The sequence below is a fragment of the Pseudomonas sp. GW821-FHT09E04 genome (genome assembly GCF_059416185.1).
In genome coordinates this window covers 903,540-925,916 of record NZ_JBWKOR010000002.1, presented here as the reverse complement: position 1 = coordinate 925,916, position 22,377 = coordinate 903,540, and the positions used below count along the sequence as shown (strand labels likewise).

The 22,377-nt window shown below is 58.9% G+C and carries 17 protein-coding genes; 4 read left to right on the top strand and 13 right to left on the bottom strand.

The genetic code is table 11. The features are described from left to right. The first annotated feature begins 657 nt into the window (after nt 1-657). Entirely contained in the window at nt 658-1,635 is a 978-nt protein-coding gene (locus AC07N4_RS10715) for a hypothetical protein (protein ID WP_493065265.1), read from the top strand. Nucleotides 1,636-1,688: 53 nt separating this feature from the next. Here AC07N4_RS10715 and AC07N4_RS10710 read toward each other — a convergent pair whose 3' ends face one another. The 4 genes from AC07N4_RS10710 to AC07N4_RS10695 are packed head-to-tail and all read right to left on the bottom strand — an operon-like array spanning nt 1,689 to nt 5,114. After that, complete coding sequence (locus AC07N4_RS10710; RefSeq protein ID WP_493065266.1) at nt 1,689-2,846, bottom strand: osmoprotectant ABC transporter ATP-binding protein OsmV; 1,158 nt, start codon at nt 2,844-2,846, stop codon at nt 1,689-1,691. Beyond that, complete coding sequence (locus tag AC07N4_RS10705; RefSeq protein ID WP_085729571.1) at nt 2,843-3,496, bottom strand: ABC transporter permease; 654 nt, start codon at nt 3,494-3,496, stop codon at nt 2,843-2,845. The genes AC07N4_RS10710 and AC07N4_RS10705 overlap by 4 nt, the downstream gene beginning before the upstream one ends. Nucleotides 3,497-3,509: 13 nt before the next feature. Further along, a complete protein-coding gene (locus tag AC07N4_RS10700; protein WP_273540807.1) occupies nt 3,510-4,403 on the bottom strand; it encodes a glycine betaine ABC transporter substrate-binding protein in 894 nt (297 codons plus the stop codon). A 21-nt stretch (nt 4,404-4,424) separates the two neighbouring features. Next, entirely contained in the window at nt 4,425-5,114 is a 690-nt protein-coding gene (locus AC07N4_RS10695; protein ID WP_170931630.1) for an ABC transporter permease, read from the bottom strand. Nucleotides 5,115-5,471: 357 nt separating this feature from the next. Here AC07N4_RS10695 and AC07N4_RS10690 point away from each other — a divergent pair, with 357 nt between their 5' ends. The 3 genes from AC07N4_RS10690 to AC07N4_RS10680 all read left to right on the top strand — a co-directional run bounded on the left by AC07N4_RS10690 (nt 5,472) and on the right by AC07N4_RS10680 (nt 8,839). After that, nucleotides 5,472-7,055, top strand: a complete 1,584-nt coding sequence (locus tag AC07N4_RS10690; protein WP_192559766.1) for a peptide chain release factor 3 — start codon at nt 5,472-5,474, stop codon at nt 7,053-7,055. 134 nt (nt 7,056-7,189) lie between these two features. After that, a complete protein-coding gene (locus AC07N4_RS10685) occupies nt 7,190-8,425 on the top strand; it encodes an MFS transporter (protein WP_493065267.1) in 1,236 nt (411 codons plus the stop codon). A gap of 156 nt (nt 8,426-8,581) precedes the next feature. After that, a complete protein-coding gene (locus AC07N4_RS10680) occupies nt 8,582-8,839 on the top strand; it encodes a hypothetical protein (protein WP_096818890.1) in 258 nt (85 codons plus the stop codon). A 105-nt stretch (nt 8,840-8,944) separates the two neighbouring features. On the opposite strand, the gene AC07N4_RS10675 is transcribed toward AC07N4_RS10680, so the two are convergent. From AC07N4_RS10675 to AC07N4_RS10635, 9 genes are all read right to left on the bottom strand, one after another. Further along, nucleotides 8,945-9,925 (bottom strand): peptide ABC transporter ATP-binding protein, encoded by a 981-nt coding sequence (locus AC07N4_RS10675; protein ID WP_096818892.1) that lies wholly within the window; start codon nt 9,923-9,925, stop codon nt 8,945-8,947. Continuing rightward, a complete protein-coding gene (locus tag AC07N4_RS10670; protein WP_085711820.1) occupies nt 9,925-10,893 on the bottom strand; it encodes an ABC transporter ATP-binding protein in 969 nt (322 codons plus the stop codon). Before AC07N4_RS10670 ends, AC07N4_RS10675 begins: the two co-directional genes overlap by 1 nt. Before the next feature lie 10 nt (nt 10,894-10,903). Continuing rightward, the gene (locus AC07N4_RS10665; RefSeq protein WP_096818895.1) at nt 10,904-11,830 is read right to left on the bottom strand and encodes an ABC transporter permease subunit; all 927 of its coding nucleotides are present in this window, start codon (nt 11,828-11,830) and stop codon (nt 10,904-10,906) included. An 11-nt stretch (nt 11,831-11,841) separates the two neighbouring features. Next, a complete protein-coding gene (locus tag AC07N4_RS10660; RefSeq protein WP_096818896.1) occupies nt 11,842-12,852 on the bottom strand; it encodes an ABC transporter permease subunit in 1,011 nt (336 codons plus the stop codon). Nucleotides 12,853-12,925: 73 nt separating this feature from the next. Then, nucleotides 12,926-14,521: an ABC transporter substrate-binding protein gene (locus AC07N4_RS10655; RefSeq protein ID WP_493065268.1), complete on the bottom strand. Its 1,596-nt coding sequence runs from the start codon at nt 14,519-14,521 to the stop codon at nt 12,926-12,928. 78 nt (nt 14,522-14,599) lie between these two features. Then, nucleotides 14,600-16,012, bottom strand: a complete 1,413-nt coding sequence (locus AC07N4_RS10650) for an OprD family porin (RefSeq protein WP_096818899.1) — start codon at nt 16,010-16,012, stop codon at nt 14,600-14,602. Between the two features lie 178 nt (nt 16,013-16,190). Continuing rightward, entirely contained in the window at nt 16,191-17,789 is a 1,599-nt protein-coding gene (locus AC07N4_RS10645; protein ID WP_096818901.1) for an ABC transporter substrate-binding protein, read from the bottom strand. A gap of 294 nt (nt 17,790-18,083) precedes the next feature. Further along, entirely contained in the window at nt 18,084-19,706 is a 1,623-nt protein-coding gene (locus AC07N4_RS10640) for an ABC transporter substrate-binding protein (protein ID WP_096818903.1), read from the bottom strand. Between the two features lie 260 nt (nt 19,707-19,966). Continuing rightward, nucleotides 19,967-21,568 (bottom strand): ABC transporter substrate-binding protein, encoded by a 1,602-nt coding sequence (locus AC07N4_RS10635; protein ID WP_493065269.1) that lies wholly within the window; start codon nt 21,566-21,568, stop codon nt 19,967-19,969. Nucleotides 21,569-22,377: the final 809 nt, after the last annotated feature.

The following is a 22,377-nucleotide window of genomic DNA, read 5'->3' as shown; positions in this document are numbered from 1 at the left end:
CAACTAAAAATGTCGCGTTTTTGCACGCTTCTGACGTGCGTCGCGGATATCACTCTTTGTAGCCGACCGAGATGACGGTCAGATGTTCCGCAATAATTTTCAGGTGTTAAAAATACCTGCACGTTCGAAGCTGATGTGTGCCAACTCTCCGGTAAGTACGATCACTTCAACATCGGCGACGTTGGCAGCGAGAAGGGAAGTTGAGAGGGAAGTTGCTGGTTTGGGCTGACATCTTCGGCCGGGCTCAGCCTTCTGATGTGTTGATATTTCTTGCCGGCTCATCGTCGGCAAAAAAATCACGGCTTTCTTGTTCCGGCGGTCGAAAAAAGGGCTTGTGAACAGCACTTTTGCTTTTGATCAGGCCGCCGCCTCGGCTGGCGACACAATATTGGTCTTCATTCCGCGTGAACGACCTGAACTCAGTTACGCCGCAGTCGATTCCTGGGTGACCTCGCCGAGCATCATTCGCTTGGCACTCAATCGCAATCTGGCTATAGCCCAGCCTGTTTTGATTTCGAAAAGATATGGCTGGCCTTTTACCTACTGTCAGTTCTGACAGGTGCTTAATTTCTGAATTGTTATTAAGGTGATTGCACAGTCGTCGTGCTGGATTTATTTGGATGCCATTCCGAAAGATGAGCTTGAAGGTGCACGTTTTTGCACGATAGAAGTTCAATCTTTGATGTGGCTTATAGCTTTGTGGAGGCAGGAAAAATGAACAGGCTATTAGTGTGGATAGTTGTTTTGTTGCTTTCGGGATGTGTGACTCATGATCTTGCTCCGAATGTTACGACCGACAAAAATGCCCAAGCTGTGCAGTCCGCAAGTGCAGGAACAACACAGTCCTTTACCGGGCCTGAAACAGCGGCTTATTTGACGGAGTACTACAACAACACTATTTCTATGTGTCGGGCCAATCCCAGCGCCCCCGCATTCTTGTGTAGCGGGGTGCCGGTGCGTGCGACACAGCACTCCACCGCCTTTCATTTCTGGAACCCGAATCCTTCCAGCACCGGCGTTTCATTTTCCTGGTTGCGCAAGGACGCCAAGTTCAGCAAGTTGGTGTTTGGCTACAATAATGGTTTTATTTTCAGTCCTTATTTCTACAACCCCACGGGAAAGATCGAACCGGAAATTTTGTGTTTTTTTCCAGTAGATGGCGCAACAACCTCGCGAACCAATAGTGGTTGCGGAGAAACCCCTGGCGTCCCCAGCAGTTCTCCATGTCAGGCGCAGAACATTAATACGGCTGCGCAATATATCGTCCACTACAACAGCCAGCCGAACAAGTACGGATACCTGTGCGGATTTGATGTTCGCGATGTTCTGAATGAAAAGGCCACCGAAGCATTCAATGAGGCAATCAAGGCTCAAGGGCAAGGGGGAACGTTTGCTTTCAATACACAAAACGAGTTCAGACTGGAAAACTGGGGGCAGGGCAAAGGCGCGGTATTGCCGATTATGGCGGTTTTCTACCTCAACGATACCGGCAAACCCGCGGCGCAGTACGACCAGCGGGATTTCAAGACTCAAACCGGAATCTGGGTACCGATGATACGTATAACGCTTCCACAGGTTCAGACGCACGACGTGAAGTTTGAATTCATCGCCGCCGATCAGGCCATTTCCTCCTGAACCAAAAAGGGCGGTGCTTATCCAAAAGCACCGCCCTTTTTACAGCCCGTGTCTCACGCCAACGCAACTTCCGCTGGCGACACAATACTGGTCTTGCCCCCACGGGACTTGCCGGAGCTCAAATACTCGGCAATCGACTCCTGAGTCACCTCCCCAAGAAACACTCGCTCGGCATCCATCACAGGCAACCATGACCGATTGAACTCGTACATCCGCGACAACAGAATCCGCAGATGCTCGTCGTACGCAGCGGTAGCGTTGAACTCCCGGAGGAACTGCGCACAGGTGCCGGTCTGACGATGCAGGTCACGACGGCGCACATAACCCAGCGCCTTGTTCTCAGCGTCAGTCACGACGACATAGCGGCGGTCATGCTCGTCCATCAACTCCAGCGCATCGGTCACCGGAGTTTCCGGGCTGACGGACGGCGCGTTGTCTGCCGCGTCTTCGGCTTTTACCAGCAACAGACGTTTCAACGTGCTGTCCTGGCCGACGAAGTTGCTGACAAAGTCGTCTGCCGGATGGGCGAGCAGAGTGTCCGGATGGTCGATCTGCAACAGCTTGCCGGCGCGGAAGATTGCGATCTTGTCGCCGAGCTTGATCGCTTCATCGATGTCGTGGCTGACCATGATCACGGTCTTGTTCAGCGCGCGCTGCATTTCGAAGAACTCGTTCTGGATCATCTCGCGGTTGATCGGGTCGACCGCACCGAACGGTTCGTCCATCAGCAACAGCGGTGCATCCGCTGCCAGTGCACGGATCACGCCGATCCGTTGCTGCTGGCCGCCGGACAATTCGCGTGGATAACGATGTAGATACTGCTTGGGCTCAAGCTTGATCATGCTCATCAGTTCGCGGGCGCGGTCGTGGCATTTCTGTTTGTCCCAGCCGAGCAGTTTCGGCACCACCACGATGTTCTCTTCGATGGTCATGTTCGGGAACAGACCGATCTGCTGGATCACGTAGCCGATGTTGCGACGCAGGGTCACTTCGTCGAGGTCGGTGGTGTCTTCGCCGTTGATCAGGATCTTGCCGGAGGTCGGCTTGATCAGGCGGTTGATCATTTTCAGCGTGGTGCTTTTGCCACAGCCCGATGGCCCGAGGAATACGCAGATTTCGCCTTCATTGACGGTCAGGCTCACCGAGTCCACGGCTTTCACATCTTTGCCGTTGCTTTGGAAGGTCTTGCTGAGGTTTTGAAGTTCGATCATTTGAGTAATCCTTTTGGAGTCAAAGAGCGTTGCAGCCACTGCAAAAACAGGTCGGCGAAGATCGCCAGAAGACTGACCAGCAGCGCGCCGACGATCAGCATCGACATGTCGCTGCGGCTGATGGAGGCGAGGATCAACACGCCGAGGCCGCCGGCGCCGATGGTCGCGGCGATGGTCATCACGCCGATGTTCATCACCACGGCGGTGCGCACACCGGCGAGGATCACCGGCACTGCAATCGGCAACTCGACCATGCGCAGGCGCTGGCCGAAGGTCATGCCGATGCCGCGTGCGGCTTCGCGGATGCCCGGCTCGACACCGGTCAGGGCGAGGTAGGTGTTGCGCATGATCGGCAGCAGTGAATAAAGGAACACGGCGGTGATCGCAGGCATCGGGCCGAGGCCCTGGCCGAATTTCGAGTAGAACGGCAGCAGCAGGCCGAACAACGCAATCGACGGCACGGTCAGCAGCACCGTGGCGCTGGCCTGTAACGGGCCGGCGAGGCTCGGGAAACGCGTCATCAGAATGCCCAGCGGCACGCCGATGAGAATCGCCAGACTGACGGCGATGCCGACCAGCGTGATGTGCTGCCAGGTCAGGTGCATCACCTGCTGCCAGTCGAGGTGGGAAAAGGCGTTCAGGAATTCCATGACTTTTCCTCCTTTAGTTCAATGGATGCTGGCGCAGGAAATCGGCAGCGACTTTCGACGGGCTCTCGTGATCAACGTCGACCCGCGCGTTGAGCTGGCGCATGGTTTCGTCGTCGAACAATTCGGCCAGCGGCTTGAGTTGCTCCGCCAGTTGCGGGTGGGCGTCGAGGTAGGCCTGACGCACGACTGGCGCAGCGGTGTAGTCCGGAAAGTAATGCTTGTCGTCTTCCAGCAGCTTCAGCCCGAATGCGTTGAGGCGACCGTCGGTGGTGTAGACCAGACCGGCGAACACCTGGCCGTTGCGAAGTGCGGTGTAGACCAGTCCTGCGTCCATCTGCCGGATGTTCTGGCGGGTCAGGTTCATGTCGTACAGCTTGACCATGCCGTCCAGACCGTCCGAGCGGTTGGCGAACTCGGTGTCCAGCGCCACCAGATGATTGCGCTTGGCTTCGCTGCGCAACACATCGTTCAGCTGACTGATATTGCTGATCTGCGGGTATTCCTCGGCCACTTTTTTCGGCAGGGCGAGGGCGTAGGTGTTGCTGAATTTCGACGGGGTCAGCCAGACCAGGCCTTTTTTCGCGTCGAGTTCTTTGACCCGGGCGTAAGACTGTTCGCTATCGAGCTTTTCGGTGACATGGTTGTAGGCCACCAGCGACACGCCGGTGTATTCCCAGAGCATGTCCAGTTGCCCGCTTTCGTGGGCGCTGCGGGCCAGGTTGCTGCCCAGACCACCGGTGATCTGCGCGTCGTAGCCTTTGCTGCGCAGGTATTGGGCGGTGATTTCCGCGAGCAGGGTTTGTTCGGTGAACACGCGGGCGCCGAGGCGAATGAGCGGCTTTTCCGCCGCCTGGGCAAATCCTGCGAACAGCAGGGCACAGCTCAGAATCAAACTAAGTCGTTTCATGAATATTCCTTTGCCGAAGCCTTAAGACGGGCGCAAACCGCGTTCCAGCCAGAGACGGCTGGCGAGGGTGACCACGCCATCGAGCAGCAGGGCCAGCAGCGCGGTGCACGCGGCGCCGAGCAGCAGTTGCGGCTGATTGTTCAGGGCGATGCCGGGGAAAATCAGGCTGCCGAGGCTGTTGGCGCCGATCAGGAAGGCCAGCGGCGCAGTACCGACGTTGATCGCCAGCGCCACGCGCACACCGCCGACGATGATCGGCACGGCGTTGGGCAATTCGACCTGCCACAGCACCTGACGCGGGGTCATGCCGATGCCGGTTGCGGCTTCTTTCAGTGAGCCCTGGACGTTTTTCAGGCCTTCGTAGGTGTTGCGCACAATCGGCAAAAGAGAGGCGAGGAACAGGGCGAAGATCGCCGGTCCGCTGCCGATGCCGAGAATCCCCAGGGCAATCGCGAGTACGGCCAGTGGTGGCACGGTGTTACCGATGTTGAAGATCTGCATGAAGCGTTCGGCGCGGCCGACCATGGTCGGGCGGCTCAGGAAGATGCCGGCGGGGATGCCCACGACAAGGGCGGCCAGCATTGAAGCGAGGACGAGAATCAGATGAGCTTGCAGGTAAAACAACAAATCGTCGCGGTAGTGTTCGATCGTGTTGATGCCGATCCAGTGGACCAGCAGGGCCAGGAGCGCGATCACCACCGCACCTCCCATCAGCCCTTTGCCATAGCGGATAGCCACAGGCGGACTCCTTTTTTATAGTCGGCGAACGCCGTCCCGAGTGGCATGCCATGCCTGGCTGCCGGGAAAATAACGTTCGCGAGAAGCAGCTCCCTCAGCACCGGCAACAGCGGTCTGAAAGCGAGCCATGAGCGCAGCCTCGTCAGGCTAACTTGCTGATTTTTCAGCCCCTGACGAAAAGTCGTAACAGGGGATGGACGTCTCCGTGCTTTAAAAGGTTCCCATCCACGGCAGCATTTGGCCACCCTTAATGTGCTCAACGGTTCGGTTATTGCGTTGACTTGGGCTATAATCGCGGCCCTTTTTTGAATCACCGCCAGGCGATTTCCCATGACCAACCAGGCCGCCGAAGTCGCGAAACGCCGCACTTTCGCCATTATTTCCCACCCCGATGCCGGTAAAACCACCATCACCGAAAAGCTCTTGCTGATGGGCAAGGCGATTGCGGTGGCCGGTACGGTGAAATCCCGTAAATCCGACCGCCACGCGACATCCGACTGGATGGAGATGGAAAAGCAGCGGGGTATCTCGATTACCACGTCGGTCATGCAGTTCCCGTATCGCGAACACATGATCAACCTGCTCGACACCCCGGGCCACGAAGACTTCTCCGAAGATACTTACCGCACCCTGACGGCGGTGGACTCGGCCTTGATGGTCCTCGACGGCGGTAAAGGTGTAGAGCCACGTACCATCGCGCTGATGGACGTCTGCCGTCTGCGTGACACGCCGATCGTCAGCTTCATCAACAAACTCGATCGTGACATCCGCGACCCGATCGAACTGCTCGACGAGATCGAAGCCGTCCTGAAGATCAAGGCTGCGCCGATCACCTGGCCGATCGGTTGCTACCGCGACTTCAAGGGCGTGTACCACCTCGCCGACGACTACATCATTGTCTACACCGCCGGTCACGGTCACGAACGCACCGAAACCAAGATCATCGAGAAGCTTGACTCCGACGAAGCCCGCGCACACCTGGGCGACGAGTACGATCGTTTTCTCGAACAGCTGGAACTGGTGCAGGGCGCCTGCCACGAGTTCAATCAGCAGGAGTTCCTCGACGGTCAGATGACCCCGGTGTTCTTCGGTACGGCGCTGGGTAACTTCGGTGTCGACCACGTTCTCGACGCCGTGGTCGACTGGGCACCGCGTCCGCTGGCCCGTGTGGCCAACGAGCGCACCGTGGAGCCGGTGGAAGAGAAGTTCTCGGGCTTCATCTTCAAGATCCAGGCGAACATGGACCCGAAACACCGCGACCGTATCGCCTTCATGCGTATCTGCTCCGGCAAGTACGAGAAAGGCATGAAGATGCGCCACGTGCGCACCGGCAAGGACGTGCGCATCGGCGACGCCCTGACGTTCTTCTCCTCCGAGCGTGAGCAACTGGAAGAGGCGTACGCCGGCGACATCATCGGTCTGCACAACCACGGCACGATCCAGATCGGCGACACCTTCAGCGAAGGCGAAAGCCTGGGCTTCACCGGTATCCCGCACTTCGCCCCGGAACTGTTCCGCCGCGTACGCCTGCGCGATCCGCTGAAATCCAAGCAACTGCGCCAGGGCCTGCAACAGCTGGCCGAAGAAGGCGCGACCCAGGTGTTCTTCCCGGAGCGCAGCAACGACATCATCCTCGGCGCCGTCGGTGTGCTGCAGTTCGATGTGGTCGCCAGCCGCCTGAAAGAGGAATACAAGGTCGAGTGCTCCTACGAGCCGATCACCGTGTACTCCGCGCGCTGGATCGAATGCGGCGACAAGAAGAAACTTGAGGAATTCTCCAACAAGGCTGTGGAAAACCTGGCACTGGACGGCGGCGGTCACCTGACCTACCTCGCTCCGACCCGCGTCAACCTGGCCCTGATGGAAGAGCGCTGGCCGGACGTGAAATTCCGTGCGACGCGTGAGCATCACTAAGCGCTGATTGGCGACACCCGAAAGCCCACTGATAAAACAGTGGGCTTTTTTTTGCCTGTTGATTGAGTATGGGCGGGTCCATTTGATCCGGGTGCGAACCTGCGGCGAAGAATGATCAAGGAGGGATCAAGGTAATGACCGGTCGGTTGATTCATCTGCTGCGACTCGACGGTTACTTCAGCACCATGGCCTGGGTGCTGGCGGCGCTGTTGTTCATCAATCGGCTGAGCAGCATGGTCAAGCTGTTCATGGCGCTGTATCTGCGTCAGGAACTGGGCTTCGCCATCGAGACCGTTGGCTGGCTATTGGCGGCGTATGGCGGCGGGCTGTTGATCGGTTCGATGTTGGGCGGCTTGCTCAGTGACCATGTCCGCACCGCTCGGCTGACGGCGGCGCTGTTCTTCGTTTCAGCGTGGGTGCTGCTCGGGCTCGGGCTGGTCACGCAGGTGCCGTTGCTGGCCGGGCTGCTGTTGCTCAGCGGTACGATCGACGGCGCGATCCGCACGCTGCATCAACGCTTGATCATGGAGTATTGCGAGGTTGCGCAGCGCCCACGGGCGCAGGCCTTGAGCCGTATCGCGCGAAACCTCGGGATGGCCGCCGCCGGTATCGCGGGCGGTGTGCTGGCGCAGACGGATTTTCGCTGGGTGTTCTTCATCAGTGCGGCGCTGACGCTGGTGGCGTTGCTCTGGTTTGTCCGCACGACCTGGCGACGACCGATGCTTGTCCCGCAAGAAACACCTGAGGCGCAGACTGGCTCCGGCCTGCCGTATCGCGACAAGCCATTCCTCTGGCTGCTGGCGGCGACCGTCCTGCTCGGCATGGCGTTCGACACGGTCTACAGCACGCTCGGCAACTACCTGCGCGATTACTATCGCTTGAGTACCGAGGCCATTGGCTGGCAGTTCGCAATCAACGCAGTCCTTGTCGTGGTGTTGCAGATTCCAATCTCGCATTGGGGCGAACGCTGGGGCTCGTGTCGGCCATTGATTGCCGGCTGCATACTGCTGGCGGTCGGGCTCGGCATGTTGCCGCTGGGTTCCGGTTTGTTTTATGCCTGTCTGTCGACGGTGGTCTGGACCCTCGGTGAAGCGCTGTTCATGCCGCCGCTGAATGTGCTGGTCATGCAGCATGCGCAACGCGGAAAAAGCGGTCAGTACTTTGGTCTGTTTTTCATGGCCTGGAGTGCGAGCGCGCTGCTGTCACCGGTGCTGAGCGGTCAGCTTTACGGGCAGTTCGGTGGTCACAGCGTCTGGGTGGCCAGTGCGGCGCTGGCGCTGATGTCCGTCCCGTTGGTGTATCTGGCGACCCGTTTGCGGGTGACGGGCAAGCAGCCCTTGCAAACCCGCAAGGCCGCCTCGCTTAGCTGATCCGGTTATGGAGGTTATTCGAAAGCGGTCTGTCCACCCGCAGCAATTATGGGCATTGGTTAGCGTCCTATCTGGTGAACCCGGCTGATCGGAACTAGATTTTATTCAGCGCCGGATCGGCACTCTGGCTTCAATCACGAAAGGATGGAAACGCTCATGAGCATTTTTCAACGCATAGTGTTGTTGCTTAAGGTTTTGGTGATGCTGACGCTCGGCACCACGGCGGCATGGGCGAGTACTGGCGGCCCACCGCAAGGTTTTAACGCTACCCATGGCCACGCAGCGGTGATCATGCTCGCCAAGTCCGAGTCCGAACCGGGTGATCAGGATCAGGGCGGCAGCAAGGACGATGACGACTCGACCACCGACGAGCCGGATACCGATGATCCGGATGATGGCGACAGCCAGACGTAGATTGCAGACAAAAGAAAACCCCTTCTTCCCCGACTGATGCGCAATCGAAGAAGAAGAGGTTTGGTCAACGCTTGAACGACCCGCCCCGGCAACAGGGCGGGTTTTTTATGCCGCGCCGTCGAGGAACTGCTCGGCGTAGTGGCACGCTACCTGACGGGTGTCGAGCTGGCGCAGGGCCGGCTCTTCTGCGCTGCAACGTTCGGTCGCGTACGGGCAGCGCTTGTGGAACGCGCAACCCGGTGGCGGGTTCAGCGGGTTTGGCAACTCGCCGACGATTTTGATTTTCGGCTTGTCCGGATCCGGATGGATGGTCGGAGTCGCCGACAGCAGCGCCTGGGTGTAGGGATGCAGAGGACGGGCGTAGATGTCATCCTTCGGACCGATTTCCACCGGGCGGCCGAGGTACATCACCATCACGTCATCGGCCACGTGCTGCACCACCGCCAGGTTGTGCGAGATGAACACGTAACCGGTGTTGAACTCCTGCTGCATGTCCATGAACAGGTTCAGCACCTGCGCCTGGATCGATACGTCCAGCGCCGAAGTCGGTTCGTCCGCCACCAGCACTTTCGGTTGCAGCATCATCGCTCGGGCCAGCGCGATACGCTGACGCTGACCGCCCGAGAACATGTGCGGATAGCGCTGATAGTGCTCGGGACGCAAGCCGACCTGCTTCATCATCGCCTGGACTTTCTCGCGACGTTCGGCGGCCGACAGGTTGGTGTTGATCAGTAGCGGCTCGGCCAGTTGATCACCGATCTTCTGCCGTGGGTTCAACGAGGCGTACGGGCTCTGGAACACCATCTGCACGTCTTTGCGCAGTTGCTTGCGCTGGGCCTTGTCGGCGCCGGCCACTTCTTGGCCGGCGATTTTCAGGGAACCGGACGACGGCTCCTCGATCAGGGTCAGGGCACGGGCCAGGGTGGATTTGCCGCAGCCCGATTCGCCCACAACGGCGAGGGTCTTGCCGGCTTCCAGTTCGAACGACACACCGTTGAGGGCGCGTACGGTCGCGTGGCCCTTGAACAGGCCACGGGAGACTTCGTAGTGACGGGTCAGGTCGCGGGCGGTAAGTACGACGGCCATTACGCCACCTCCTGGTTCAACGGGTAGAAGCAGCGGGCGAGGCTGTGGCTTTTCGGGTCAAGGGTCGGACGCTGCGCGCGGCAGCTGTCCTGCACGTACGGGCAGCGCGGCGACAGCAGGCAGCCTTGCGGACGGTCGTAACGGCCGGGAACGATGCCCGGCAGGGTGGCCAGACGCTCGGCACCCTGGCTGTGTTCCGGAATCGCCTTGAGCAGCGCTTCGCTGTACGGGTGGGCCGGGATGTCGAACAGTTGCGGCACCTGACCGACTTCAACGGCTTGACCGGCGTACATCACGCACACGCGCTGGGCGGTTTCAGCCACGACGGCGAGGTCGTGGGTGATCAGCACCAGGCCCATGTTCTGCTCTTTCTGCAACGCCAGCAGCAGGTCCATGATCTGCGCCTGAATCGTCACGTCGAGTGCGGTGGTCGGTTCGTCCGCGATCAGCAGTTTCGGCTCGCCGGCAATCGCCATGGCAATTGCCACACGCTGGCTCATGCCGCCGGACAGTTGGTGCGGATAGGCGTCCATGCGGCTGGAGGCACCCGGGATTTCAACCTTTTCCAGCAGTTCGATGGCGCGCTTGCGGGCGGCCTTACCGGACATTTTCAGGTGCAGGCGCAGCACTTCTTCGATCTGGAAACCGACGGTGTAGCTCGGGTTGAGCGCGGTCATCGGGTCCTGGAACACCATGGACAGGTCTTTGCCGACGATCTGCCGACGCTGGCGATTGCTCAGCTTGAGCATGTCTTTGCCGTCGAAACTCAGGGAGTCGGCAGTCACGATCCCCGGGTGCTCGATCAGGCCCATCAGCGCCATCATGGTCACGGACTTGCCGGAACCCGATTCGCCCACGATGGCCAGGACTTCGCCCTTGTCCACTTTGAGGTCGAGGCCGTCGACCACCGGTGTGGCGTTCTTGTCGCCGAAGCGTACGTTGAGATTCTTGATTTCTAACAGTGACATGGGAATCTCCTCAGGCGGCGTTCTTGAGTTTCGGGTCCAGCGCATCGCGCAGGCCGTCGCCCATCAAGTTGATTGCCAGCACGCTGAGCAAAATGGTCAAACCAGGCAGACTCACGACCCACCAGGCGCGTTCGATGTAGTCGCGGGCCGAAGCCAGCATGGTGCCCCACTCAGGGGTTGGCGGCTGTACGCCGAGGCCGAGGAAGCCCAGGGCGGCGGCGTCGAGGATCGCCGAGGAGAAGCTCAGGGTTGCCTGAACGATCAGCGGTGCCATGCAGTTCGGCAGCACGGTGATGAACATCAGGCGTGGCAGGCTGGCACCGGCCAGGCGTGCGGCGGTCACGTAGTCGCGGTTCAGTTCGCCCATCACCGCAGCACGGGTCAGGCGCACGTAGGACGGCAGCGAAACCACGGCGATGGCGATCACGGTGTTGATCAGGCCAGGGCCGAGGATGGCGACGATCGCCACGGCCAGCAGCAGCGACGGCAGGGCCAGCATGATGTCCATCAGACGCATGATGGTCGGACCGAGGATCTTCGGGAAGAAACCGGCCAGCAGGCCCATGAAGATACCCGGGATCAGCGACATCACCACCGAGGACAGACCGATCAGCAACGACAGGCGCGAACCCTGGATCAGGCGGGACAGCAAGTCGCGTCCCAGTTCGTCGGTGCCGAGGATGAACTGCCATTGCCCGCCTTCCAGCCACACCGGCGGGGTGAGCAGGAAGTCACGGTATTGCTCGCTCGGATTGTGCGGCGCGACCCAGGGGGCAAAGATCGCGCAGAACACGATCAGGGTGAAGAACGCCAGACCGGCGACGGCGCCCTTGTTCTTGGCGAATGCTTGCCAGAACTCCTTGTACGGCGACGGATACAGCAGGCTTTGATCCACGTTCGAGGTGGCGGTGGCTACTGAGGATGTTGGAGTGCTCATGGGTATTGACCTCAGCGCTGGTGACGAATGCGTGGGTTGGCAAAGCCGTAGAGGATGTCCACCACGAAGTTGACCAGAATCACAATGCAGGCAATCAGCAAGATGCCGTTTTGCACGACCGGATAGTCCCGGGCGCCAATGGCTTCGATCAGCCATTTGCCGATGCCGGGCCAGGAGAAGATGGTTTCGGTCAGGACGGCGCCGGCCAGCAGGGTGCCGACTTGCAGGCCGACCACGGTCAGCACCGGGATCAACGCGTTGCGCAGGCCGTGGACGAACACCACGCGTGCTGGCGACAGGCCTTTGGCACGGGCGGTACGGATGTAGTCTTCGCGCAGCACTTCGAGCATCGAGGAACGGGTCATCCGGGCGATCACCGCCAGCGGAATGGTGCCCAGCACAATGGCGGGCAGGATCAGGTGATGCAGGTAGTCGAGCAGGGCGCCCGGTTCATCGCTGAGCCAGGTATCGATCAGCATGAAGTGCGTTTTGCGCTCAACGTCGATCAACAGGTCGTTCTGCCCGGAAACCGGCGTCCAGCCCAGGCTGACCGAGAAAAACATGATGAGAATCAGGCCCCACCAGAAGATGGGCATCGAGTATCCCGTGAGGGATATGCCCATTACTCCATGATCGAACAGGGACCCTCGCTTGAGGGCGGCAATGACGCCGGCCAGCAGCCCGAAGACACCGGCGAACAGCAGGGCAGCCATCGACAGTTCAAAGGTGGCCGGGAACAGTTGCGTGAACTCGGTCCAGACGCTTTCACGGGTACGCAGGGATTCGCCGAGGTCGCCGTGGGCAAGCTTGCCGATGTAATCCAGGTATTGGGCATACAGCGGCTTGTTCAGACCGAGGCGTTCCATTGCCTGAGCGTGCATTTCGGGATCGACCCGACGTTCGCCCATCATCACTTCCACGGGATCGCCGGGGATCATGCGAATCAACGCGAAAGTCAGCAAGGTGATGCCGAAAAACGTGGGGATCAACAACCCCAGTCGGCGGGCAATAAAACTTAACATCTTGTGTGGTACCTCATCGGCCGGTTAGGCGTGCCCGGCGACCCTGGGGTCAGGGAGGCCGGGAGTTTCTTATCTACTTCACCTGGGTGGTGGCGAAGTTATTGGTTGTCAGAGGGCTGATGTGATAACCCTCAACGTTGTTGCGCATTGCAGTGAACATCCGGGTGTGGGCCATGCTGATCCACGGCTGGTCCTGATTGAAGATGGCCTGGGCTTCTTCGTACAGTTTGGCGCGTTCGGCCGGATCTACTTTAGCCCGTGCTTCGTCGAGCAGGGTCTGGAATTTCTCGTTGCACCAGCGAGCGTAGTTTTCGCCGTTCTTGGCGGCTTCGCAACTGAGCATAGGCGTCAGGAAGTTATCCGGGTCGCCGTTGTCGCCCGCCCATCCGGCCGAAACCATATCGTGTTCGCCGGCTTTGGCGCGTTTGAGCATTTCGCCCCATTCCATCACGCGGATGTCGATCTTGATCCCGACTTTCGCCAGGTCAGCCTGCATCATTTGCGCGCCCAGCATCGGGTTCGGGTTGGTCGGGCCGCCGCCGTTGCGGGTGAACAGGGTGAACGTGGTGCCTTCCGGCACGCCGGCTTCCTTGAGCAGTTTGCGCGCTGCATCGAGGTCACGTGGCGGGTTCTTCAGGTCGTGGTTGTAGCCCAGCAGGGTCGGCGGGTACGGGTTGACCGCGACCGACGCATTGCCCTTGCCGAACAGCGCGTTGACATAGGCTTCCTTGTCGAAGGCGATGTCGATCGCTTTACGCACCCGCACGTCGCTGATGTATTTGTGCTGGGTGTTCATGGCGATGTAGGAGACGGTCATCGCGTCCATTTCATCGACTTTCAGCTTGTCGTCTTTCTTGATGCTCGGGATGTCGTCCGGCTTCGGATACAGCGCGACCTGGCACTCGTTGGCCTTGAGTTTCTGCAGGCGAACGTTGTTGTCGGTGGCGATGGCCAGAATCAGGGCATCAGCCGGCGGCTTGCCACGGAAATAGTCCGGGTTGGCCTTGAAGCGAACCTGGGCGTCCTTGTTGTAGCGCTGGAAGACGAACGGGCCAGTGCCGACCGGCTTGTTGTTCAGGTCGCCGGTCTTGTTGGCCTTGAGCAACTGGTCGGCGTATTCGGCCGGGTAGATCGAGGAGAACGCCATGGCGATGTCGGCCAGGAACGGCGCTTCGCGGCGGGTCAGGGTGAACTTGACCGTGTTGTCGTCGACTTTCTCGACGCTCTTCAGCAGTTCCTTGAAGCCCATGCTTTCAAAGTACGGGAAGCCCACGCTCGACAGCTTGTGCCACGGATGATTCGGGTCCAGCTGACGCTGGAAGCTCCAGACCACGTCGTCGGCGTTCATGTCGCGAGTCGGCTTGAAGTATTCGGTGGTGTGGAACTTGACGCCTTTGCGCAGGTGGAACGTGTAGGTCAGGCCGTCGTCGCTGATGTCCCAGGACTCGGCAAGCGCCGGGATCACTTCAGTGGTGCCTGGCTTGAAGTCGGCCAGACGGTTGAAGATGGTTTCGGCCACCGCGTCGGCAGTGACTGCAGTCGTGTACTGGACCATATCGAAGCCTTCCGGGCTGGCTTCGGTGCAGACCACCAAGGGTTTGGCCGAGACGCCGACAGCGACACTCAGCAACGCGGCAGCGATGGCCGCACGTAGGGGAAGCATTTTCATCAAGAACCCTCTGCAATCGGTTGAAGACAAAAGGCCGAACGGCCGACTCGTCACTGAGTCAGCCGTCGGCGTGCGTTTTTACAGGATGTTGAATGGTACGGTGGTCACGAGACGGAACTCGTTGATGCTGCCGTCAGCCTGGTTTTCGCTGGCGCGGTGAGCGGTGTAGGTGCCACGGATGGTGGTGGCCTTGAGTGGGCCGCTCTGTACGGCGTAGGTTGCACCGATGCCGTATTCGTAGTGGTGCTCGCCGTCCATGTTTTTCACGTCATACGCAGTGCCGGTGTAGTGAGTACCGTCGATGCCCCAGCCGCGAGCCTGGTAGATGTTGAACTTCAGGCCTGGCACGCCGTATTCGGCCATGTTCAGACCGTAGGCGACCTGGAAGGATTTCTCGTTCGGGCCGTTGAAGTCGGACAGCAGGGAGTTGGCCAGGTAGATGCCGTTGGTTTCGTGCAGGTAGTCGAAGTACTCGTTACCGTTAATTTCCTGGTACGAGAAGGTCAGGCTGTGGGCCTGGTGGGTCAGACCGAACGACAGGGAGTAGGTGTCGTTGTCGATGTTGCCCATCTCTTTTTTGCCGGTATCGACAGTTTTGTAGTAGTTCAGGCCGGTGGTCAGGCTTACGACGTTGCTGTCACCCAGTTCGTGGGTGGCGCCGAAGTAGTACTGGTTCCAGAAGTCTTCAACCTTGGAAGCGTACAGGCTGGTCTTCAGGCTTTTCAGCGGCTGGTAGTTCAGGCCGACGATGCTCACGCGATCGGTCTCGGCGCTGTTGTTGGTGTACTCGGAGCGGAATTTCGACAGGCTCTCTTCGGTACGTGGCGATACGCGATCGAAGCTGCCGGCGTCGAACGACAGGTTGTTCAGCTCTTCGCTGTGCAGGCTGACACCTTCAAAGCTCGAAGGCAGCGCACGGTTGCCGATGGTGTCGACGATTGGCGTGCTGAAGTTCTGGCGACCGGCGGTCAGCGTGGTGTTGGAAACGCGGAACTTGACGTTGGCCAGGCCCAGTTTGCTCCACTGACCTTCAGCGTCGCCGCCTTCTTTGGTCAGCGTACGGTTGTTGCCTGCGCCTGGACGCGAACCCGGTGCGCCACCATTGTTGGAGGCCAGATCCTTGCGATCGCGCTCCAGGGCAACGGCGTTGTACGCGGCCACTTCAGTGCTGACACCGACGGTGCCCTGGGTGAAGCCGGAGGTGTAGTTGACGATGGTGCCCTGCACCCAGTTGATACGACGATCGGTCGGGGTCGCGACACCGTCTTTGCGGTAGGTGAACTTGCCGCCACGTTTCAGTTGCTCGTTGGCGTACCAGTTACGGGTCGTGCCGCTGATCTTGGAGCCTTCGAGGAAACCGGTGGCTTCAGCCTGGGCGCTCTGCTCGTTGACGGTAACCGGGGTGTACGCCTGGCTCTGTTCCTCGGCATAAGCCGTGGCGGTGATGCTGCTGATGGCCAGGGCCAGTATCGCGGTGCTGCTCAGTTTCATGGGTGAAGCTCCTTTACTTTCTTTTTATGCCGGCTTTTTTGGGTTGGCCGGTTTTTGGTTTTAGAACTCATTCACACATCGCAAACGTTTGCAAAAGGCCTGATTGGCGAATTTCGGCAAAGCGCTTGCGTGAGGAGGTAGACGGCCTCCTCAGCGTTGCGGCTAGTCGGTTTTTTGTTTAATCGATGCTGACACCCGAAAACACGTTGCGACCGAAGGGGCTGACCTTGAATCCTTCGATCCTGGCGCTTAACGGCTGGTTGACCGTCGAGTGGGCGACAGGCGTGATCGGCACTTGCTGCTTGAGCAACTGCTGGGCCTGTTTGTAAAGCACGGTGCGCTGGTCGCGGTCGGTGACGACCTTGGCTTCTTTGATCAGCTTGTCGTAAGCCGGATCGCACCACATGGAATAGTTGTTGCCGCCAATGGCGTCGCAGCTGTACAGCGTGCCGAGCCAGTTGTCCGGGTCCCCGTTGTCACCGGTCCAGCCGATCAGGCTGATGTCGTGTTCGCCATTCTTGGTGCGCTTGATGTACTCGCCCCATTCGTAGCTGACGATCTTCACTTTCAGACCGATTTTGGCCCAGTCAGCCTGGAGCATTTCGGCCATCAGTTTGGCGTTCGGGTTGTATGGGCGCTGCACCGGCATGGCCCACAGGGTGATCTCGGTGCCTTCCTTGACGCCGGCAGCCTTGAGCAACTCCTTGGCTTTTTCCGGGTTGTAGGCGGCGTCCTTGATCGTGGTGTCGTAGGACCATTGGGTCGGCGGCATGGCGTTGACCGCCAGTTGACCGGCACCCTGGTAAACAGCGTTGAGAATCCCTTGTTTATTCACCGCCATGTCCAGCGCCTGACGCACTTCGAGCTGGTCGAACGGTTTGTGGCGCACGTTGTAGGCGATGTAGCCAAGGTTGAAGCCCGGCTTTTCGATCAGTTGCAGTTTCGGGTCGTTCTTCAGTGCCGGCACATCGGCCGGGCGCGGATGCAGAGTGACCTGGCACTCGCCAGCCTTGAGCTTCTGCACGCGGACCGAAGCGTCGGTGTTGATCGCGAAAATCAGGTTCTTCAGCTTCACCCGGCTCTGATCCCAGTAATGCGGGTTGCCGGTGTAGCGGATGTTCGAGTCTTTCTGATAGCTCTTGAACACGAACGGGCCAGTGCCGATCGGCTTCTGGTTGATGTCGCTCGGCTTGCCTTCGGCCAACAGTTTGTCGGCGTATTCGGCAGACAGAATGGCGGCGAAGCTCATGGCGATGTTCTGGATGAACGCGGCGTCGACGCTGTTGAGCGTGAACTGCACGGTCAGCGGCCCGGTCTTCTCGACCTTGGCGATGTTCTTGTTCAGGCTCATCCCGTTGAAATACGGGAACTCGGTCGGATAAGCCTTACGGAATGGCTGTTGCGGATCGAGCATGCGGTTAAACGTGAACAGCACGTCGTCGGCGTTGAAATCACGGGTAGGTTTGAAGTACGCCGTTGTATGAAATTTCACCCCTTCACGCAGGTGAAAGGTGTACTTGAGGCCATCCTCGGAAATATCCCAGCTCGTTGCCAGGCCCGGTACGACATTGGTCGCGCCCTTTTCGAACTCGGCCAGGCGGTTGTACAGCGGTTCGGCGGCGTCGTTATCGGTCGCGGTCGTGTACTGCGCGGTATCGAAACCGGCCGGGCTGCCTTCGGAGCAGAACACCAGACTGTCGCTGGCGGCAAAACTCGCGGACGTGGCGGCCAGCAGACCGGCGCCCAGCAATGCGGAAAAAACCAAGGTGTGGCGCATGACGCTCCCTCTTTTCTCAGTGTTTTTCAATGCGCCGCGATCCCTTCCAGGGAAGTTGTGGCGGCATTGAGCTCAAACCCACAGCAAACCGATAGCCCACGCAGTCACTGGTCAGAACCTGACGGTAGGGGCCGCAGGTCTGGCAGTAAATGCGCTGAGTCCTAAAGACTCGTAGGAAAAGGCGACACGTCCTAGACCAACCTGGTAAGACCAGGTGGAAATGGATGTAGGCAAATTCCTGACAATTCGGCAGAAAAAAACAGCGGCGACGCTGAAAACGTCGCCGCCGGTTTTTTACTTGACGCTGACGCCGTAGAAGGAGTTCAAGCCGAATGGGCTGATCTTGAAGTCCTGCACGTTGGCGCGCATGGGTTGATACACCGTCGAGTGAGCGATAGGTGTCATAGGGACTGCATCTTTGAGGACGTGTTGCGCCTCTTTGTAGAGTTCGGTGCGCTTGGCCTGGTCAGTGGTGCGCTTGGCTTCTTTCACGAGGCCGTCGAATTTCTTGTCGCACCATTTGGAGAAGTTGTTGCCACTCAGGGAGTCGCAACCAAACAACACGTTGAGCCAGTTGTCCGGATCACCATTGTCACCGCTCCAGCCAATGATCATGGCCTGGTTCTCGCCACCTTTGGAACGCTTGATGTACTCGCCCCACTCGTAGCTGGTGATCTTCACGTTCAGACCGATCTTCTTCCAGTCGGACTGGAGCATTTCGGCCATCAGTTTGGCGTTCGGGTTGTACGGACGCTGAACCGGCATCGCCCACAGGACGATCTCGGTACCTTCCTTGACGCCGGCTTCCTTGAGCAGCTGCTTGGCTTTCTCAGGATCGTACTTGGCGTCCTTGATGGTGGTGTCGTAGGACCACTGGGTCGGTGGCATGGCGTTGACGGCCAGTTGGCCCGCGCCCTGGTAAACCGAGTCGATGATCTGTGGCTTGTTGACGGCCATGTCCAGCGCCTGGCGAACGCGCAGGTCGGCCAGCGGGTTGGCTTCGTTGCTGCCCTTGACCTTGTCCATCACGTTGTAGGCGATGTAGCCCAGGTTGAAACCAGCCTGGTCAGGCATCTTCAGCGCCGGGTCTTCTTTCAGTGCCTTGAGGTCAGCCGGACGAGGGAACAGGGTGACCTGGCACTCGTTCTTCTTCAGCTTCTGGATACGTACCGACGGGTCGGTGGTGATGGCGAAGATCAGGTTGTCGATCTTCACGTCATCAGGCTTCCAGTAGTCCTTGTTGCCGGTGTAACGGATGTTGGAATCTTTCTGGTAGCTCTTGAACACGAACGGACCAGTGCCGATCGGCTTCTGGTTGATGTCGGCAGCCTTGCCTTCTTTCAGCAGCTGGGCTGCGTACTCGGCGGACTGAACCGACGCGAAGCTCATGGCCATGTTCTGGATGAACGCGGCGTCGACTTCTTTCAGAGTGAACTTGACGGTGTGGTCGTCGACTTTATCGATCTTGGTGATGTTGGTATCCATCCCCATGTCGGTGAAGTACGGGAATTCGGTCGGGTACGCCTTACGGAACGGGTCATCCTTGTTAATCATGCGATTGAAGGTGAACAGTACGTCGTCGGCGTTGAACTCACGAGTCGGCTTGAAATACGAGGTGGTGTGGAACTTGACGCCTTCACGCAGGTGGAAGGTGTAAGTCAGGCCATCGGTCGAAATGTCCCAGCTGGTCGCCAGCCCAGGAATCACGGCGGTGCCGCCACGCTCGAACTGGGTCAGACGGTTGAACATGGTTTCGGCTGAGGCGTCGAAGTCGGTTCCGGTGGTGTATTGGCCTGGGTCGAAACCGGCCGGGCTGCCTTCGGAGCAGAACACCAGGTTAGTCGCAGCGGAAGCGAAAGGTGCGGAGGCTAACAAGCCTGCGCCGACTAAAAACGGAATGACCGCGTGTTTAAGCATGTTGGCCTCATGATTTGTTGTCATTTTTTAATATTGAGGTACGACCTCGTGAGTCGTGCCTGCGGATACTTATGCAGGGCCCATACCCAATGCAAGATCCAGAGCGCCCGGCGGCATCAAACGGTGGCACGAACGTACCTTAATGTCGCATCTGTATAACTTCTGACGCATTTGACCGTTTGCGGTCGGTTTTTACGGTGCAAATGAAGCCCCAAAACGGTGCATTGGTCACGATTTGCGCGCCGCCTTGGGGCTCGGTGTTACTTATTTATACCCACGCCATAGAAGGGGGTTAGACCGAACGGGCTGATCTTGAAGTCGGTGACTTCCTTGCGCAGCGGCTGGAACACCGTGGAGTTGGCGATCGGCGTGATCGGCACCTGCTGTTTAAGGATCAGTTGCGCCTGTTGATACAGTTTTACCCGTTGCGATTTATCGGTGGACACCTTGGCCTGCTGCACCAGTTTGTCGTAGGCCGGATCGCACCACTTGGCGTAGTTGCTGCCTTTCACTGCCGCGCAGCTGTAAAGCACGCCCAGCCAGTTGTCCGGGTCGCCGTTGTCACCTGTCCAACCATAGATCATCGCGTCGTGTTCGCCATTCTTGGCGCGCTTGATGTACTCGCCCCATTCATAGCTGACGATGTTGGCCTTGATACCGATCTTCTCCCAATCCTGCTGGATCATCTGTGCCGACATCCGCGCATTCGGGTTGGATGCGCGCTGCACTGTCATCGCCCAGAGGTTGATGGTTGTACCCGGCGCAACCCCGGCTTCCTTGAGTAGCGCCTTGGCTTTCACTGGATCGTACGGCGCGTCCTTGATATTCGGGTCATAGGACCATTGCGCGGGCGGCAAGGCGTTTTGCGCGAGTTGCCCGGCACTCTGGTAAACCGCCTTGATGATCGCCGGTTTGTCGATGGCCATGTCCAGGGCCTGACGCACCTTTAATTGGTCCAGCGGCGGGTGAGTGGTGTTGTAGGCAAGGAAACCGAGGTTGAAACCGGCCTGCTTCAACACGCGCAGGTTCGGGTCTTTTTCCATCACTTCGATGTCGGCCGGGCGCGGGTAGCCGCTGACCTGGCATTCGCCGGTCTTGAGCTTTTGCAGGCGCACGGCGGCGTCCGGGGTGATCGAGAACACCAGGTTGTCGATTTTCACGTCCTCGGGTTTCCAGTAGTCCTTGTTCGCCGCGTAGCGGATCTGCGAATCCTTCTGATAACGCTTGAACACGAATGGGCCGGTGCCGACCGGTTTCTGGTTGAGGTCGGCGGCGTGGCCTTCCTTCAGCAGTTGGGCGGCGTATTCGGCCGATTGCACCGAGGCAAAGCTCATGGCGAGGTTTTGCACGAACGCGGCGTCGATGTTGTTCAGGTTGAAGCGCACGGTGTTGTCGTCGAGTTTTTCCACGGATTTGATCGTGGTGTTCAGGTCCATGTCGGTGAAATACGGGGACTCGGCGGGGTAGGCCTTGCGAAAGGCGTTGTCCGGGTCGAGCAGGCGCTGGAAGGTGAACAGGACGTCGTCGGCGTTGAAGGTGCGGGTCGGGGTGAAGTAGTCGGTGGTGTGGAATTTTACGTTTTGGCGCAGGTGGAAGGTGTATTGGAGGCCGTCCGGGCTTACGTCCCAGTTGGTCGCCAGGCCGGGTTCGACTTCGGTACCGCCGCGTTTGAACTGGGTGAGGCGGTTGAAGAGGGTTTCGGCGGAGGCGTCGAAGTCGGTGCCGCTGGTGTACTGGCTGGGGTCGAAGCCGGCGGGGCTGGCTTCGGAGCAGTAGACCAAGGTTGTTGCTGCGTTGGCGAAGGGGGCTGTAGTTGCCAGGGCGAGGGTTATCAGTAGTGGTTTTAGGGTGAGTCTTTGCATGTCTGCCCCGGGGGTTGGAGGTGATTGTGGCGGGGGAGGTTAGCTGGGTGGTGGGGGGGCGCGGAAATATCGTTTTTCTAGGTGAGGTGTCTAGTTCGGTATATCTGGGGTGGTTGGGTACATATCCGTTGTTGCGGTAACGGCCACTTAGGGTTCCGCCCTTACGGCGGGTCACTTTTTACAAACGCCTAAAAAGTAACCAAAAACGCTTGCTCCTACGTTCGGCCCGCTCGCTGAGGCTCGGGGTTCCTTCGCTCCGGGATTCATCCGGGGGGCATCGCCTACGGTTTGCTTCGCTGCACCTCCTCTCGATGTGTTTGGCTTCGCCAAACGGTCGCTGCGCTCCCACCCCCGGATAAATCCCTCCACTCAGCCTTCCGACGTCGCCCGTGGATCAAGATCAAAAGCTGCAGCCGAGCTAACGCTCATCCTGTTGAGTGGTGGAAGCAAAAGCAAAAGCAGAAGCAGAAGCGGGAGCTGATGTTGGTGTGGATGTGGATCTAGATCTAGATCTAGTTCTGGAGGCAGAGGCAGAGGCAGAGGCAGAGGCAGAAGTGAAATCGTGTGTGTTTCAAAACCCGAATTCACCTCGATATCTCACGTCGGCGTACCTCCCCCAAACACCGCGGTCAGTCCCCTCTCCCTCCGGGAGAGGGCTAGGGTGAGGGCTGCTTTTGAAGCCGTTTAAATCTCAACAACAACCCAGGATCCTTCCCACAAGGTTTTCAGGTTGTCCGTCGGAAGCGCGCTCTCTAGTCTTTGGTTGTCGCTGCCAATTCAGCGACCGGGAGTGAGATCCCGGCTATTCA